General features: G+C 49.1%; 13 protein-coding genes. 6 read left to right on the forward strand and 7 right to left on the reverse strand.

What is annotated here, in order from left to right:
• Window positions 1–6 precede the first annotated feature (6 nt).
• A complete protein-coding gene (locus DESDE_RS09200) occupies window positions 7–1,995 on the forward strand; it encodes a molybdopterin-dependent oxidoreductase (RefSeq protein WP_014793764.1) in 1,989 nt (662 codons plus the stop codon).
• The gene (locus DESDE_RS09205; protein WP_014793765.1) at window positions 1,988–2,536 is read left to right on the forward strand and encodes a 4Fe-4S dicluster domain-containing protein; all 549 of its coding nucleotides are present in this window, start codon (window positions 1,988–1,990) and stop codon (window positions 2,534–2,536) included. The genes DESDE_RS09200 and DESDE_RS09205 overlap by 8 nt, the downstream gene beginning before the upstream one ends.
• Window positions 2,537–2,611: 75 nt before the next feature.
• Here DESDE_RS09205 and DESDE_RS09210 read toward each other — a convergent pair whose 3' ends face one another.
• On the reverse strand, window positions 2,612–2,851 hold the full coding sequence (locus tag DESDE_RS09210) for a DUF2922 domain-containing protein (protein WP_014793766.1): 240 nt from the start codon (window positions 2,849–2,851) through the stop codon (window positions 2,612–2,614).
• A 32-nt stretch (window positions 2,852–2,883) separates the two neighbouring features.
• Window positions 2,884–3,111 carry a DUF1659 domain-containing protein gene (locus tag DESDE_RS09215; RefSeq protein WP_014793767.1) on the reverse strand — a complete coding sequence of 76 codons (228 nt, stop codon included), beginning with the start codon at window positions 3,109–3,111 and terminating at the stop codon, window positions 2,884–2,886.
• A 142-nt stretch (window positions 3,112–3,253) separates the two neighbouring features.
• Between DESDE_RS09215 and DESDE_RS09220 the strand changes: the two genes are divergently transcribed.
• Window positions 3,254–4,093, forward strand: a complete 840-nt coding sequence (locus DESDE_RS09220; protein WP_014793768.1) for a DUF3102 domain-containing protein — start codon at window positions 3,254–3,256, stop codon at window positions 4,091–4,093.
• A 236-nt stretch (window positions 4,094–4,329) separates the two neighbouring features.
• On the opposite strand, the gene DESDE_RS09225 is transcribed toward DESDE_RS09220, so the two are convergent.
• Genes DESDE_RS09225 through DESDE_RS09235 form a run of 3 tightly spaced genes read right to left on the reverse strand, consistent with a single transcriptional unit; the run spans window position 4,330 to window position 8,063 of the window.
• Window positions 4,330–5,016 carry a TorD/DmsD family molecular chaperone gene (locus DESDE_RS09225; RefSeq protein ID WP_014793769.1) on the reverse strand — a complete coding sequence of 229 codons (687 nt, stop codon included), beginning with the start codon at window positions 5,014–5,016 and terminating at the stop codon, window positions 4,330–4,332.
• A gap of 38 nt (window positions 5,017–5,054) precedes the next feature.
• Window positions 5,055–5,624: a 4Fe-4S dicluster domain-containing protein gene (locus DESDE_RS09230; RefSeq protein WP_014793770.1), complete on the reverse strand. Its 570-nt coding sequence runs from the start codon at window positions 5,622–5,624 to the stop codon at window positions 5,055–5,057.
• Window positions 5,625–5,636: 12 nt separating this feature from the next.
• Window positions 5,637–8,063, reverse strand: coding sequence for a molybdopterin-dependent oxidoreductase (locus tag DESDE_RS09235; protein ID WP_014793771.1), 2,427 nt, complete (start codon window positions 8,061–8,063; stop codon window positions 5,637–5,639).
• 341 nt (window positions 8,064–8,404) lie between these two features.
• Between DESDE_RS09235 and DESDE_RS09240 the strand changes: the two genes are divergently transcribed.
• Genes DESDE_RS09240 through DESDE_RS09250 form a run of 3 tightly spaced genes read left to right on the forward strand, consistent with a single transcriptional unit; the run spans window position 8,405 to window position 12,934 of the window.
• Window positions 8,405–9,115: a FadR/GntR family transcriptional regulator gene (locus tag DESDE_RS09240; RefSeq protein WP_014793772.1), complete on the forward strand. Its 711-nt coding sequence runs from the start codon at window positions 8,405–8,407 to the stop codon at window positions 9,113–9,115.
• A 22-nt stretch (window positions 9,116–9,137) separates the two neighbouring features.
• Complete coding sequence (locus DESDE_RS09245) at window positions 9,138–11,216, forward strand: hydantoinase/oxoprolinase family protein (protein ID WP_014793773.1); 2,079 nt, start codon at window positions 9,138–9,140, stop codon at window positions 11,214–11,216.
• Window positions 11,217–11,257: 41 nt separating this feature from the next.
• On the forward strand, window positions 11,258–12,934 hold the full coding sequence (locus DESDE_RS09250; RefSeq protein WP_014793774.1) for a hydantoinase B/oxoprolinase family protein: 1,677 nt from the start codon (window positions 11,258–11,260) through the stop codon (window positions 12,932–12,934).
• A gap of 28 nt (window positions 12,935–12,962) precedes the next feature.
• On the opposite strand, the gene DESDE_RS22745 is transcribed toward DESDE_RS09250, so the two are convergent.
• Window positions 12,963–13,085, reverse strand: a complete 123-nt coding sequence (locus DESDE_RS22745) for a hypothetical protein (RefSeq protein WP_282433511.1) — start codon at window positions 13,083–13,085, stop codon at window positions 12,963–12,965.
• 102 nt (window positions 13,086–13,187) lie between these two features.
• The gene (locus DESDE_RS09255) at window positions 13,188–15,836 is read right to left on the reverse strand and encodes a cation-translocating P-type ATPase (protein ID WP_014793775.1); all 2,649 of its coding nucleotides are present in this window, start codon (window positions 15,834–15,836) and stop codon (window positions 13,188–13,190) included.
• Window positions 15,837–15,839: the final 3 nt, after the last annotated feature.

Raw genomic sequence — 15,839 nt, forward strand, 5'->3', positions numbered from 1 at the left:
CTAGGTATGCCAACGTTTCGCAATACATGTCCGCGGCATTGTTATAGTTCCTGCAGTATGATTTCCCATATGAGCGGAGGTAAGCTGACCCGGGTTGTGGGAGACTCCGCCCATGGCTATACCCGGGGAAGACTCTGTGCCAAAGGGTATTCCTTGATTCAATATGCCTTGGACGAATATCGTTTGAAATATCCTTTGCGTCAAGTGCGGCGGGGGTCAGGGGAGTGGCGGCGGATTTCCTGGGACCAGGCCTATGAAATCATCGCCTCCAAAATGATCGAACTGAATACCCGCTATGGTTCTAATCTGGGCTTAGGGTATTATAAAGGCAATGGCAATGCCGGCTTGCTGCATCAGGCTGTGGAAGGAATGTTTGCGGGTCTGGGCCCTCATACCCGACCGACCGGGGATATTTGTTCGGCTACCGGGGAAGCCGCACTTATGGAGACCGTAGGTGAACTAAGTCCTGATCCGGAGGAGATGGGCGATGCCGGCTTGATCGTGATCTGGGGAGCTAACCCGGCCAATACCAATATCAATCAAATGAAGTTTATCTATGAAGCACGCCAAAAGGGAGTCCCATTGGTGGTTATCGATCCGCTCCTTACTCATACAGCCAATAGAGCCGATTTATATGTTCAGATCAATCCGGGAACCGATGGGTGGCTGGCTTGGGGTATTGCCAAAATCTTGATCGAAAGTGGCAGGATCGATAAAAAGTTCATTCAGGAAAAAACCAGAGACTTTGATCAATATAAGCTAGGACTTAAGAAGATTACTCTGGATGAAGTCTGTTCACAAACAGGAGTCCATTTAAGCGTTGTTGAAGAATTAGCCGCTCTGTATGCCCGCTTTTACCCAGCCGCTAATTGGCTGGGTTTCGGCATGCAGCGCTATCCCAGTGGCGGAGAATCGGTAAAGGCTGTGGGTGCTCTGGCAGCTCTGACAGGGAGTTTTGCTTCGGTTGGGGGCGGGGTCTATTTTCGCCACCGGCCTCAGGAGGAATTTCCTCTGAATATAGCCAAGCATCAGGGAGTAAAGCATCCTTTGCTCACCTCTTCCCGGGAGGTACCGGTCAACGATTTTCCGCGCAGGGCGATGAAGCTTCAGGAGCCGCCTCTTAAAATGCTTTGGGTTTCCTGTGGCAATCCTTTGGCCCAGGATTATAATCTACGGGTTTGGCGTGATTTGTTTCAACACATGGAGTTAGTCATTACTGTAGATCTCTATCTGAACAGCACCGCCCGGCAGTCCGACCTTGTCCTGCCGGCTGCTTCCTTCTTTGAGGAAGAAGATTTGCATGTGAGCTTTTGGCACCACTGGCTTTCCTATAATCAAAAAGTGCTGCCGGCTTTCTATGAATCAAAGAGCGATTTACAGATTGCCCGGGAATTAACCCGTAAACTCAATGAACTCCGGCCTGGGTTTTCTAATTTTCCCGCGGAAAAAGAACCCTGGGATTGGATAGCAGGGGAGTTGTCTCCGGAGGTTAGGGAACTTTATGCTTTAGAGGACCCCGCCGATCTCCAAAAGTGCTCCTATAAAAGGAGCAAGGAACCCCTCTCACCGGATTGGAGCTACCGTTTTCCTGAAATTCAACCTCAACGTTTTCAAGATGTCAGAGAAAGGGATTCATCCCTACTGTTTCCTTACCACCTGCTTACTCCCCAATCCCTGCTTAAATTCCATACCCAGTATGAGACCCTTTCCTGGCTTAATTCAGAGAATAGGGAAGAACCCATGATTGAACTGGCGGAGGAAATCGCCTGCAAGCATAATATCCGTGAAGATTCTTGGGTTGAAATCTATAATGAGAATGGCTTTGTAAGTGGCCGGGCTAAAATCAATCCCTATCTTCCGGAGAAAATTATCCTGGTGGAGCAAAGTGACCGTTATCCGATCAATCATCTGATCAGCGGTCAAGGGAAAGAAGGGGAAAGTATCCCTTATTTTGATTGCCGAGTCAACCTCAGGAGGGTGCGCAAGGATGTTTAAGAGAAAGGGCTTTCTGTTTAATGCCAATCTCTGCATAGGATGCCGGGCTTGTGAGATGGCCTGCCGCAATGAAAATCATACACCGGCTAATATACACTGGCGGCATGTCAAGGAAATAGACCTGGGGACCTATCTGTCCATGGCCTGCAACCATTGTGACAGCCCGGAATGTTTCCGTGTCTGCCCCCAGCATGCCTTTAACAAAAGAAAAGACGGGATTGTTGAGATTGATTCTTCCCTTTGCAACGGCTGCCGTCTCTGTGTGAAGGCCTGCCCTTATGATGCTCCCCAGTACAACATCAATACCAATAAGGTGACCCGCTGCCAGATGTGCTATCCTCGTCAGGACCATGGGCTGCCCCCAGCCTGCGTTGAGGCTTGCACCACGGGGGCATTGACAACCATAGAGCTTAATGATCCTCGGCTGCCTGAAACGGTGCAAGTCATTCCAGGATTTACAGATATCCGCTTAACAAAACCTTCAATTCTCTTTTATCCGCCGCGGCCGAAGAAGAGATACTTTCTTAAACAGAGTGAGTAAAACGAAGAGGAAGGGCAGCCTTCGTTCCTTAGTGAGGAACAAAGGCTGCTCTTTATTTCCCCAAAGGGGAGCTTATTAACCGGCTGCCGGATCAAAGAGATCGTTAATTGTCGTATCGACAATCTTCGCATCCTTGATCCCGGTTAATGCCCCGACGGCTGTCATATAGATGTCACTTGCTATGAGTGATTCCATAGCGGCCACGATTTCTGTCACCTGCACATCTTCCCTTGGATCGGGAAGAGTAATGGTGAACGTTCCGCCACCGGCGGTGGTGAAGACCAATCGGGCCACTTTTCTTGTGGATAACCCCATTCCGAAGCCTCCTTTTCATTCAGTTTTTTTAGCTATTCATCCTCTGCCAGTTCCCAGGTTTTACGAAAAAACACATCGAGGACGGGATGCTTCGTTAAGCCAAATAACGCATGTGCAGCGTTATAAACGGCTTCTTCGGATGCATCAAAGCGGATAGAATTGAAGGTTTTTTGTCTCGTGATGGGGACTCCGAGAGGGGAAAGACCCGTCTGATAGACCACCACCAAAGCTGCGGAATAAGGAATTCCTTCCACTGCCATCTTAATCACCTGCCTTTCTTGATGGATTGACAGGCTAAGGCTGTCCCTACATACTATGAATGTGTTCCTCCGGGTGACACAGGTTGTCACACCAATCGGGCCAACCCCATATACTATATTAAAAACCCGGGAAGGGATTGGCATGAGCGATTTCGTAACCGAACGCACCCCGCAGATCATCGCGGCCGAGATAAACAGCTATAAAGAACCAAGCCGGAGAATCCACTTAATCTGTGCCGTGGAGATAGGTCGGCGGCTGATAGAGGCTAAGTCTCTCGTTCCTTATGGGGAATGGGGAAAATGGCTGCAGGAGTATGTGGATTATTCCCAGCTTACGGCGGAAAGATATATGAAAGTTGCCAGGGAGTACGGGCAGGCAATGAGTGCCTCCCCGGAGGGGGAAGCAGAATCTTCATCGATGAAGAATTTGAGCTATACTCAGGCGGTAATTTTGTTTGATGTTCCGGAAGAAGAACGGGCAGAGTTTATCGCAGAGTTGGATATCGACAATATGTCTGTGCGCCAGCTCCAGAAGGCCGTAAAGGAACGGGAGCAGGCCAAGCAGGAAAAAGATGAGGCCGAGCTGAAGAACGGGGAACTGCAGAAAGCTCTGGAGGGTGAAAAGGAGAAAAGTAGTGAGCTGAAAAAAGAGCGTGACGATCTGAAGGTCAAGACAGGGGTATTGGAAAAGAAAAATCAGGTTCTGGAGCAGGAGGTTGCAAATAGGAAGGCTGAGAACAGTAAGCTCAAAGAAAAAGAGCTTTTCAAAAGCAATCAAAAGCTGAGGAGTGACCTTACCGCCGCACAAATCAAGAACGCTACCCATAAAGTCGCCTTTAAATTTGAAGCCCTGGAAAGGGCATTCAAAGAACTGACGTATGAGCTGGGCTTGCTGGTTGAGATCGATAAGGGTGTACATGGGGAGTACCAAAAAAATCTGAGAAAGTTCCTGCTTAAATGTCTGGATGAGAAATGGCGGTAATTAAAAAACTATAAAATTGAAGGTGGCAAGAGGATTGTCATCGGGACTGAGACAGACCGACGGAAAGGGAAAATTGCGGTCAAAGTCCAACTTGCACATTGCGGGGTATTCCATTAATTCGTATGTTAGCTGCCCCCCATGGATACAAATAATGTTATGCTAAAAGACGGCTTCTGGAATGTTTTTCCGGTTGCCGTCTTTTGCTTAACTTTAAAACCGTTGATGCAACAGCCCGATTACTCTAGCTCATCTCTCTCTATTCCGATCCAGACCTCCGTCAGGCCTGCGACTCCACGATAGAATTCTGAGTTTGTTCCTCGGTCAACAGCTTGAGAAAGATCTGTAATCCAGCTGCCTAAATGCGTTTTCAGAAAATCAGTCTGCATCTTACGGATGGAGATCGGATCTTTTTCCTTATCTTCATTGGCCATGTCAAATTCCAGAGAACATAGATAGGCCATGAAATAAAGTTCTAAGGCAATATGGTCCGGTAAGTCCGTAAAATCATCGGAAAGCTCAAGCCCGGCGGAGCGATAGAAACGTTTTGCTGCAATAGCTGCATCTCCCATCACGACTCCGATCTCATTGTCATCGTCTCTTGTTTTGTAAACGGATTCATAGGGCGGCGCTACTACATGCCCAGGGCCGACGAAAAGGCGGCTGTATTCCACTTTCATGTCCTGCAAGATTTCCGCAGGGGATCGCCCTTGGGATTGGACGCCAAAATCTTTGACTCTAGCTAATTCACGGGCTACTTTTCCCTCTTCCACCAGACCCAGGGTCCTTTGCAATGCCTCGGTCAATGAACCTTGAACAAGGCTTGCCACCAGGTCTTCCGATGGCTGCACAAAGCACTGAGACAATAACGTGTAGATGTTTCCACGCACTTGGGTTATTTGTTTTGCTTCTTCTGTAATGCTCATTATAGCCACCACCTTTGAGCTCAACTGGTTTTTTATTTTTAAGGTAAGATATAGTAGGCTGCGGGACCGGTACCCAATTCTGATTTAATGGTCTTTGCCGTTTGACTGCTGACTAGTTTGGCGGCTTCTGAATTGGCATCATTGAGATCGCCATAGGTAATTGCCCGGCCCGGACAACAGTAGACACACATAGGGTCTTTGCCCTCCTCCAGCCGATGCATGCATAGGGTGCATTTATCAACCTTTTTGCTCTCCTTATCCATTTGTCTGGAGCCATAAGGACAAGCAGCCACGCATACGCCACAGCCGATGCAGTCTTCCTTCACCACATAGACAATGCCGTCTTCTCTTTTCTTTGAAGCACCGGTGGGGCAGACAGGAACACAGGGAGCGTTGTCACAGTGCTGACAAGGTACCGGAACGAAATTTCTTACCGGGTTCGGATAGGTCCCGGTAGGTTTATCAAAGACTTCCGCCTGATGATCATCCAGCACGCGAATCCGTGCCAGCCCGGCAGCTACTGTATTTTCCATTTTGCAGGATACGGTACAGGTCTTGCATCCTACGCACCGTTTCACATTAATCACAAATCCCATTCTCTTTGCCATGGTTATCTCCCCCTAAGCCTTCTTAATCTCGACGAGATTGTCATATGGAGCAAAGTTGGTCTCCAGCACTGCATCTTGCGCAGGATTCAGCTCCATGTGGAGCAGAGATGCATAATGACCTTCGGGAAAATGCTTGGGCCACCAGCCCTGGCAGATATTCAGGCAGCCCGGTTTGATCCCTTCCGTCACTTGAATCTTGACCTTGAATTTCCCCCGGTCATTGGCTACTTCCACCAGATCCCCGTCCCGGAGATTCCGCGCTTTGGCATCCACAGGGTTTATTTCCAGCCGGGGCTCAGGATAGACTTCATTGATCCAGGGCAGGTTCACGTGCTGGGAGTGGGTAGTAAAGACACTTCTGGCATTCATGAAGGTCAGGGGATATTTCCTGGCCAGGGGTGTGCGGTTGCTTTCGAGAGGTTCTTTATAGACCGGTAAAGCTTCCCCGAATTCAGTGAGAAAATCCAGATAGATCTCAATCTTCCCGTGAGCCGTATTGAATTTTTTATCTTCAAAAGGAACAAAATCCGCTGGCTGGTTGGCCCAGGCCACACCCTTGTTTTTAAGCTCTTCCAGGTTGGTGCCGCTGATGATCGGATCGGGAGAATTCTTCACGATAAATTCGGCGCTTTCCTGTTGGGTCATGGTCCAATATTCCCCAAAGCCCATCCGTTTGGCATATTCAGCAAAGCAATCCCAGTCGGCTTTGGCTTCCCACAAAGGTTTAATGGCCTGCTTACGGAACTGGATATAGAGGTTGGACCAAGCTCCAACCACATCACACTCTTCTTCATAATAAGAGGTGACAGGGAGGACATAGTCTGCATACTTCGTCATAGGGGTCATAATTTGCTCAGACACGACAATGAGATCCAGGGCCGGGAAGACTTCGTTGATCAAGCGGTCTCTAAGGGGAGCCTGGGTTCCCATTCCGTAGCTGGAAAGCCAAAGACTCTTGATAGGATAAGGTTTTTCACTGGGGATCACATCATAGAGCTGGGTTCCGGGGATCTTCTTTCCTTGAACATTGGGATTGGGGGCTGCCCAGTCGCCAGGGACCCCGGCAATAAGCTTAAAGAGAGTTCCGCCCGCCCAGGATACTCCGGCATGGCGCTTACCGATATTGCCGGTGATTGCTCCCAGGGTAATAAGTGCCCTGCAGGACAAATGGCCTTGATAATAGCGCTGAATGCCTTGGGTCATGCGAATGGCGGCCGGGTCGGTTTGGCCGTACATAAGTGCCAGCTTGCGAATATCTTCGGCAGGGACTTCACAGATTTCTGAGGCTTTTTCGGGAGTATATTCTTCAATGAGGTCGAGCAGGAGCTGGTGGGAGGGAGTACATTTTACGGTTTGCCCACCGATGGCGACTTCATAAATTCCGGTCAAGGCAGCCAGGGGTGTTTCATCGGCAGGTACGGCTTTCCCGGCCGCCGTATCCCATACCATACACCGATCGCCGCTTCCCCCCAGGTCCTTTGCCAGGATTAGTTTGCCGGTGTCTTGGCGGACAAGGAAGGGACCGGTAGTGTATTGGCGAATATAATCATCTTTTTGCAGGTTTTCCTTGAAAATCACGTGCATCATACCTAAAGCCATAGCTGCATCGGTACCCGGACGGATCGGAATCCACCAATCGGCTTTTGCTGCGGTTCTTGTAAAGCGGGGATCTACCACCACCAGCTTGGCGCCGGCTTCTTTAGCATCGGAGAGGAAGTGGCTGTCGTTGAGGGATGCTTCTGTATAGTTGCAGCCAAAAAAGATCAGGAGTTTGGAACCCCGAAGATCTTTCCAGCCGTGTCCTTCCTGGAGAACACCGAGCATGGGGAGGTAGGCAATGTTGGTGGCCAGGTCGCCCATGATGCCCAGGTTATCAATCTGGGTTCCGCCTACGGTATTGGCAATTCTGGCCGAGATGAGCTGAGCGTTGATTCCGTAGTTTCCGGTCATGCCCATCCAGGAGTTGGCTTCCATACCGTATTTATCGGCAATTTCCTTGTGTTTTTCAGTGATCTCATTATAAGCTTGGTCCCAGGAGATCTGCTCCCATTTGTCTTCGCCACGTTCTCCCGCCCGCTTCATAGGGTATTTGACCCGGTCCGGGCTGTAGACCCGCTGCATGGCATTGGCAATTCCCTTAAGACAAATTCTTCTGTACTCGGGATCGGGGTATTCACCGGGTTCGATCTTAATGATTTTTTCGTCTTTAACAAAAACGTTGTGAGCGCAGCTGTTCACACAGTTCGGAGCACACACAGTACGAACTACCTTAACTCCGTCTTCTGTTTTTTCCACGGCTTCATTGGTTGATGCCGGTTTAAATGCGTTCGTACACCCGGGTAAGGCTAAAGTGGTTGCACCAAGGGCAGCGGATGCTTTTAAGAATCCTCTTCGCGTTAAGCCCTTCTTAGAAGTCTGTTTTTGCTCATCTTTAATCATTTCCTTCACCTCCGAAATATTTACAGGGTACTGACTCCATCATGGCCTACTCATATCTTCTTTATTTGATATAATAGAACCATGACATTGGTGAATGTGCTCACCTTCCCTTGAACAATTCTTCTTAAAACCAAAAAGACCTCTTAAATGTATTAAGTGCAGACATTTAAAATCATGCTTGAACAGCAAGGTTTTGCGGCTTTAATTCAGTACTTATGGCATTTGGGCGGGGGGGGCGAATTTTAAATGTACTATATTCAGACATATTGGGTCCTGTTTTGCCAAAAGGAAAGTGCTATGATAATGGCGCTGATTTTTAGACTTCGGGGGTATTGTGAATTATGATATTGAGAACTAAAGCCTTATTGAGCATTCCAGAGCAGATTGCCGAAATCATCAAAGACAACATTATTACAGGTCAATTGAAGTTAGGCGATCGTCTCCCCGGGGAAATTGAGCTGGCCGAGCAATTAGGGGTAAGCCGCTCAACTCTTCGCGAGGCTTTGGATCTTTTGGAAGAGCAGCAGATCATTTATCGGAAACAAGGAAAGCAGGGGGGGAGCTTTATCACCAAGCGCACCACAGAAGATGTGGTGAAATATTTAATGAACTATCTGGCCCTTTCTGTGGGACTCCATTCCATTTCTATTGAAAACATCTACGAGATGCGGATGATTGTGGAGGTCAAAGGATGCGGTCTGGCAGCGCTCCGGAGAACGGACGAGGATCTTGAAGCCATGTACGCCGCCTTACTCCCTTTAGATGACCTGGTGACACCTTATCATTTTCATCATAATGATATTATTTTTCATAAGGCCATGGCTCAGGCCACCCATAATGAGCTCATGATCATCTATATGAGCCTTTTCACTAAGGTTCAGGAAGTAATAGGCTTCAATGCCAGCGCCAGCAAAGAGGTCCATCAAAGCCTGGTTCGAAATCTTAAGAATATCTACCAGGCGATTTTGGACCAAGACCAAGAACGTGCAGAAAAGTTGATGGTAGATCATATTGACTTTTTTAAAACGATTCCGAAAGGTGTTCGTATATAATCCGGAAAAGGTGGGGAATCCATTGACAAGCTATACCCTTGCCATTGATACAGGTGGGACATTTACTGATTTTGCGTTGCTGGATGAAGGCGGCAATGCAGTTGAAAAATATAAAGTAGCCAGCACCCCCGAAGATCCCTCCAACGGAATTATTGCCGGGCTTCAGCTCATTGCCCAGTCAAAGTCCATAGAGATAAAGTCTCTGATGAGCCGTGTTCAGCTTATTATTCATGGCACTACTGTGACCACGAATGCCGTGCTCACTTCCCTAGGCGCTAAAACTGCTCTGATTACTACGGAAGGGTTTCGGGATATTCTGGAAATGCGCCGGGGAATCCGTCCGACCTTTTTTGATAACAAATATACTGCCCCTAAATCTCTTATCCCCAGACATTTGCGTTTTGGTGTCCAGGAGCGGATCAGCTCTACAGGCGCGGTACTTATTCCTTTAAATAAAAACGATCTTTACAGGATCGGTGATCAACTTAAAGCTGAACAGGTGGAGGCTGTTGCGGTTTGCTTTATGCATTCCTATCTCAATCCTCAACATGAAAAGCAGGCGAACCACATCCTACAGGAACTGCTCCCTCATGCCTATATCACCGTTTCCAGCGAAATTTTGCCCCAACCTCGGCTCTATGAGCGGGTTAGTACCACGGCAATCAATTCTTACGTGGGTCCCTTGCTCAATCATTACCTCGATGCTCTGCTGGAGAAATTACGGGACCTTCACTTTACAGGCACTTTCTTTATTGTAACTTCCAATGGCGGGGCTGCCTCACCGGAGCTGGCCAAGAAAATCCCTGCCGCCACCTTATTATCCGGACCGGCGGCAGGTCCGGTTGCGGCACTGCACCTCTGCCAATCTGCCGGGTATTCCAACTGCCTCACTATGGATATGGGAGGGACAAGTTTTGAGGCCTCCCTGATCAAGGACGGGATGCCTTTAACCTCCCGCCGGGCAGAGGTGAATTTTAATGCTGTCTCTTTACCCATGATGGCGATTCAAACCATCGGCGCCGGTGGCGGGAGCATTGCCTGGCTGGACAGCGGTAACTTTTTGCATATGGGGCCACAGAGTTCCGGGGCCATTCCCGGACCGGCCGCCTATAATCTTGGCGGTACGGTACCTACCTGTACGGATGCGGCTTTGGTAATGGGGTTACTGGATCCTGACCGCTTCCTGAGTGGCCGTTATCCTTTGTCCCTGGACAAAGCCAGCCAGGCCATCGAAAAATATATTGCCACTCCCTTGGGTATTTCTGTGGAAGAAGCCGCCTGGGGAATGTATCAGGTGATTATAACCAATATGGCTAACAGCCTGAAGGAACTCACCGTAAGGAAGGGGTATGACCCCAGGGAATTTCTTCTCGTTGTAGGAGGAGGAGCAGGACCTCTCCATTGTGCTTATTTATCCCGGGAGCTGGAAATCCCCATGATGATGATTCCTGCAGAATCTTCGGTCATGTGTGCTTTTGGTATGTTGCTGGCGGATCTGAAATTAGATTATGTGCGGACCTTTTATGCAGCCTTTTCTCATGATAATGTGCCGGAGATGCTGGCTTTATTCGATGAGATGCATGTCCGGGGGAAAAAGGAGTCCGCCTATGGAGAGAGCTTGAACTATCGTATTGGAGTCACCTATAGCCTCGACCTTCGCTATCGGGGTCAGCACAATGAATTGACCATAGCCATCGACCGCGCAGATCTGGAGCGTCATAACCTGGAAAACATCGTGCGCTCTTTTCACCAAGAGCACAACCGCCAATATGGATATAGCCTGGAGAACAGTCGGGTGCCCTTGGAAGTCCTTTGCCTGAGGCTTTTATATACGGGCAAACGACAGATCGGCTCGGATCTCAAACCTCTTGAAAAGCAATCCCTTTCTGCTCGTCTATTGGGTTATAGGGAAGTCTATAATCCTCATGCCAGGACATATCAAAAGCTCTCCGTTTGGGATGGTACTCAGCCCAGTCAGGAGGTCATCGAGGGGCCGGCTATTATCGAAATGGGGTATACCACGGTGTTCATTCCCCAACATTTTTCGGGGCAATATGATTCCTTCGGTAATCTTTTGATGTATGAGAACAATAACACTTGAATTTGATCTATTCTTTTAGAAGTTCGGGGGAGGGAAAAGGCTTGCTCATTGAAACCATTGAAGTTACCCTGGTGCAAAGTTCATTGCACTCTATAACGGAGCAAATGGCTCATGCCCTTTTGCATTCAGCTCGTTCTCTCAATCTCAGCGAAGCCCGGGATTTTTGCACCGGACTTTACGGTTCCCGGGGCGAGATCATAGAGCAGACAGAATTCATCCCCCTTTTAGCCTATACGGTACCCACATCCATCAAAAATATCGTGGATTTTTTCGAGGAAGATATCCGGCCCGGGGATATTTTTATCCACAATGATCCTTTTACTGGGGGCAATCAAGCCACCGATGTCAAAATCGCCAAGCCCATCTTCCATGAAGGTCGGTTGGTGGCCTGGGCTGCCATCAATGCTCATCAAGCCGATGTGGGAGGGTGCATTCCCGGCGGCTATAACCCCTGTGCTACGGAAATCTGGCAGGAAGCTCTTCGTATCCCTCCTGTTAAGCTGTTTGATGGGGGAGTCAAAAGAAAGGATGTTTGGCGGCTGATTTTCAGCAATATCCGTTACTCTATTGTGGAAGACGACATCCTGGCCATGATCGGGGGATGTACCATCGGCGAACGGGAATTGGTCAAGCAGATTGAAAAGTGGGGTTACGAAAGATTCTCGCAAAATCTGCAAAAGCTTTATGATCAAACGGAAAAGATGGTTCGCGAGGAATTCCTGCGGATCAATAACGGGGTGTACTACGGTGAAAGCATGGCTTATGATGACGGAATCAAAGGGGAAAAGGCCATGCCCATTAAGGTTAAGATCACCGTGCAGGATGATCAGATGACTTTTGATTTTACGGGCACGGCGGAACAGACAGCAGGTTATGTCAATGCTCCATATCCTGTGACTCTGTCCGGTGTTCTTCTCACCTTGCTCATGTGTCTTGAGTATGCAGATATACCTCGCAATGAGGGTATGTTGCGGCCGGTTCGGGTGATCGTTCCGGAAGGATGCCTGCTCAACCCCAGATTTCCGGCTGCCACGGGTTTTGGCAATCACTTAGTGGATCAGATCGGCGAAGCTGTTATGCAAGCCCTCTTCCCCGCCTTGCCGCAAAGGGTCACTGCCGGTTGGAATCATATGCTCTGTGTCCTCCTTTCCGGCCATGACTCGAGGAAAAACAGTCCTTTTGCCCATATGCTGATCAATGCCTGCAAAGGGGGCGGCGGTGCTTCTTTCGGTGCCGATGGTTATAACCATATCGGCTTCATTGGAGGAGGCGGGGGAATTGCCGCCCAGGATCCGGAGATGTTTGAACTGGAAGCTCCGGTCCATTTTCACAAATTCGAATATGCTCCGGACTCCTGCGGCTCAGGACAGTGGCGTGGGGGTCTGGGAGTAGAGACACAGGTGGAATTTTTGGAAGATGTTCAATGCAGTATTTTCGGGGAAGGTCTTGTACCCCAAAGCTGTGCTCCGGGTATCTTAGGCGGTCACCCCGGACGATCAAACACCGCAAAAATCATCTACCCCAACGGGGAGGTCTATTACCCTAAGGCCAAGGAATTTATCCCGCTTCTTCCCAATGGAACACGGTGGCATCAGATCGCCGGTGGCGGTGGCGGCTATGGCAGTCCCCTGGAAAGAGAAAAGTCAAGAGTTCGCGAGGATATTCTGGAAGGATACATTACCCTTGATAAAGCCAAGAAGGACTATGGTTGGGAATAAAGTATGGATTTGTCGCAGTAAGACAGCTCTAAATAACAGTTTTTATTTGTCCAAGATAGATGCGGTAAGTTTTGTCCAGATGTTTTTGGAAAAAGATATCGGGTTCCACGGCAAGTCCATGTAAGTAGAGCAGACTTCTTACCTCTCTCATGCACTTCCTATGACTGACGGAGAATGCCTTCCGGTAAAAACTCCGGGTATTAAAAAGGCTAATGTCCAACGAGTTCAGTTGAACATTAGCCTTGCTGTTTATCTAAGATCGTCGCAAGAAGGTTTTATAAATCTCCTTAAGAATCAGGGGAATAACAGCTAAGCTAAGGACGATACCCCAGTCTCTTAAGGACAGCATTTGCAGTTTAAAGGCGCTGGAGAGGAAGGGGACGGAGATGACCGTCAGCTGCAGTAGTAAGCCGACGATAATTGCTCCGATCAGATATTTGTTAGAGAAGAAACCTAGGGTGAAGATGGATTTAGTGGCGCTTCTCATGGCCAGAGAGTAGAAGAGCTGGGAAGCAGCCAGGACGACGAAGGCCATAGTACGGGCATAGGTGAGGACATCGTCGGGGATCGCCATGGAGCCTAAGGAATAACCGTATTCACGAAGTCCCACATAAAAGGCTACCAGGGTCAACGTGCCGATCAGTACACCGCCGATGATGGCCCGGACCCCTGCTCCGTGGGCAAAGAAGCTTTCTTTGGGGTCACGGGGTTTTTGGCGCATGACTTCTTTATCCCCGGGATCGACCCCCAGGGCAATGGCCGGCAGGGTATCAGTGATTAAGTTAATCCACAAAAGCTGAGTGGCGAGAAGAGGAACAGGCCAGAAAAAGAGAACCGAGAAGAAGATAGCGATAATCTCTCCCAGGTTACAGGAGAGGAGGAAAATCACCGACTTCCTGATGTTGTTATAGATATTCCGGCCTTCCTCAATAGCATGGACGATGGTGGTGAAATTATCATCGGTTAAGATCATATCCGCGGCACCTTTGGAGACATCGGTACCGGTTATCCCCATGGCTACTCCGATGTCGGCGTTTTTCAAGGAAGGAGCATCGTTGACTCCATCTCCCGTCATGGAGACGATGTTGCCATGGGATTTGAAGGCTTTGACGATTTTAACCTTGTGCTCCGGGGAAACCCGGGCAAAGACCCGCAGGCTGCCGATGCGTTCGGAAAACTCTGCATCGGACAATTCGTCGATTTCAGCGCCGGTCATGCTTTCCTCTATGGACTCAGCGATCCCTAATTCTTTGGCGATAGCTACGGCGGTGTTTTTATGGTCTCCGGTAATCATAATCGGTGTGATTCCTGCCAGCTTGGCATCCCGGATGGAATCCTTGACTTCCAGACGGGGAGGATCGATCATGCCGACCATACCGAGGAGGGTAAGGTCCTGCTCCATCTCCTTGGGGCTGATCATGGTATCAACATCTTTATAGGCGGCACCCAGTACCCGCAGGGCAGCATCGGACATTTCATCAGCCATACGAAGGTACTCTTTCTTCATTTCTTCCGTGAGGGGGACTACTTTTCCTTCGACTAAAGCAGTGGTTGAGATTTTGAGAAGGTTATCAATAGCTCCTTTGGTATGTACCCGGTACCCTCTATCTTCTTCATTAAGGGTGGACATGAGCTTGCGGTCGGAATCGAAGGGATGTTCACCCACCCGCTTATGTTCGGCATTCAAGGTTTTTTTCCCCAGGTTAAAGCGATCCCCTAAGACCACCAAGGCAATCTCCGTAGGATCTCCTGTGCCCTGGCCATGTTCATAGGTAGCGTCCGAGCAAAGGACCAAGGTTTTCATCAGGTCTTTTTCCTGAAGGCTTGCGTTAAAACCGGAGCCCTCCCGGGGAACTTCCTGCAAATCGTTCAGTGTGTAATACTTAACCACGGTCATTTGGTTTTGGGTCAGGGTCCCGGTTTTATCTGAACAAATAATGTTTACGGAGCCCAAGGTTTCCACGGCGGGCAGCTTTTTGACAATGGCGTTGATTTTGGACATCCGGGTAACTCCCAGGGCCAGGACAATGGCGACAATGGCGGGAAGACCCTCGGGTATAGCGGCCACAGCTAAGCTAATGGCGGTCATGAACATCTCAAAGAGATCCCGTTTCTGGAAAAAGGAGATCACAAAGATGAGGACACAGATGCCGATGGCCAGATACCCCAAAACCTTCCCTAACTCTTCCATTCTTTTTTGCAGGGGGGTCATCTCATCAATCTCTTCGTCGAGAATCTTAGCGATTTTTCCGATCTCTGTTTCCATGGCGGTCCCCACCACTACCCCTTCCCCCCGGCCATAAGTGGCTAAGGTGGACATGAAGGCCATATTCACCTGATCGCCAAGGGGAGTTTTAGGGTCCTTAAGAGTTTCCTGGGCAATTTTTTCCGTGGGAACGGATTCACCCGTGAGAGCAGACTCTTCAATCTGGAGATTGGCGCTCTCAATAAGGCGCAGGTCTGCCGGGATAAAGCGGCCTGCGTCGATGAGGATGATGTCCCCCGGGACCAGTTCCTCAGATGAGATCTCCACGACTTCTCCATTCCGTCGGACCAGTGTCTTGGGTGTGCTCATTTGCTGCAAGGCTTCGATAGCTTTTTCCGCTTTGAATTCTTGGAACACCCCAATGACTGCATTGAGGACCACCACCAGAAGAATGATGATGGAGTCCACATATTCTCCGATAAACAGGGTGATCAATGCCGCGCCGATCAGAACATAAATTAGCATATCTTTCAATTGGGCGAAGAACAAAGCGATTAAGCTTTTCTTGGGTTTTCCTTTAAGCTTATTGGCTCCGTACTTCTCCAAACGGGTTTGGACTTCCTGGCTGGAAAGTCCGGTAGCAGGGTTCACGTTGAGCTCTCGAAGTACTTCTTCTTGAGATTTGGCAAACCACATTGT

Source organism: Desulfitobacterium dehalogenans ATCC 51507 (assembly GCF_000243155.2).
GTDB classification, from domain to species: Bacteria; Bacillota; Desulfitobacteriia; order Desulfitobacteriales; family Desulfitobacteriaceae; genus Desulfitobacterium; species Desulfitobacterium dehalogenans.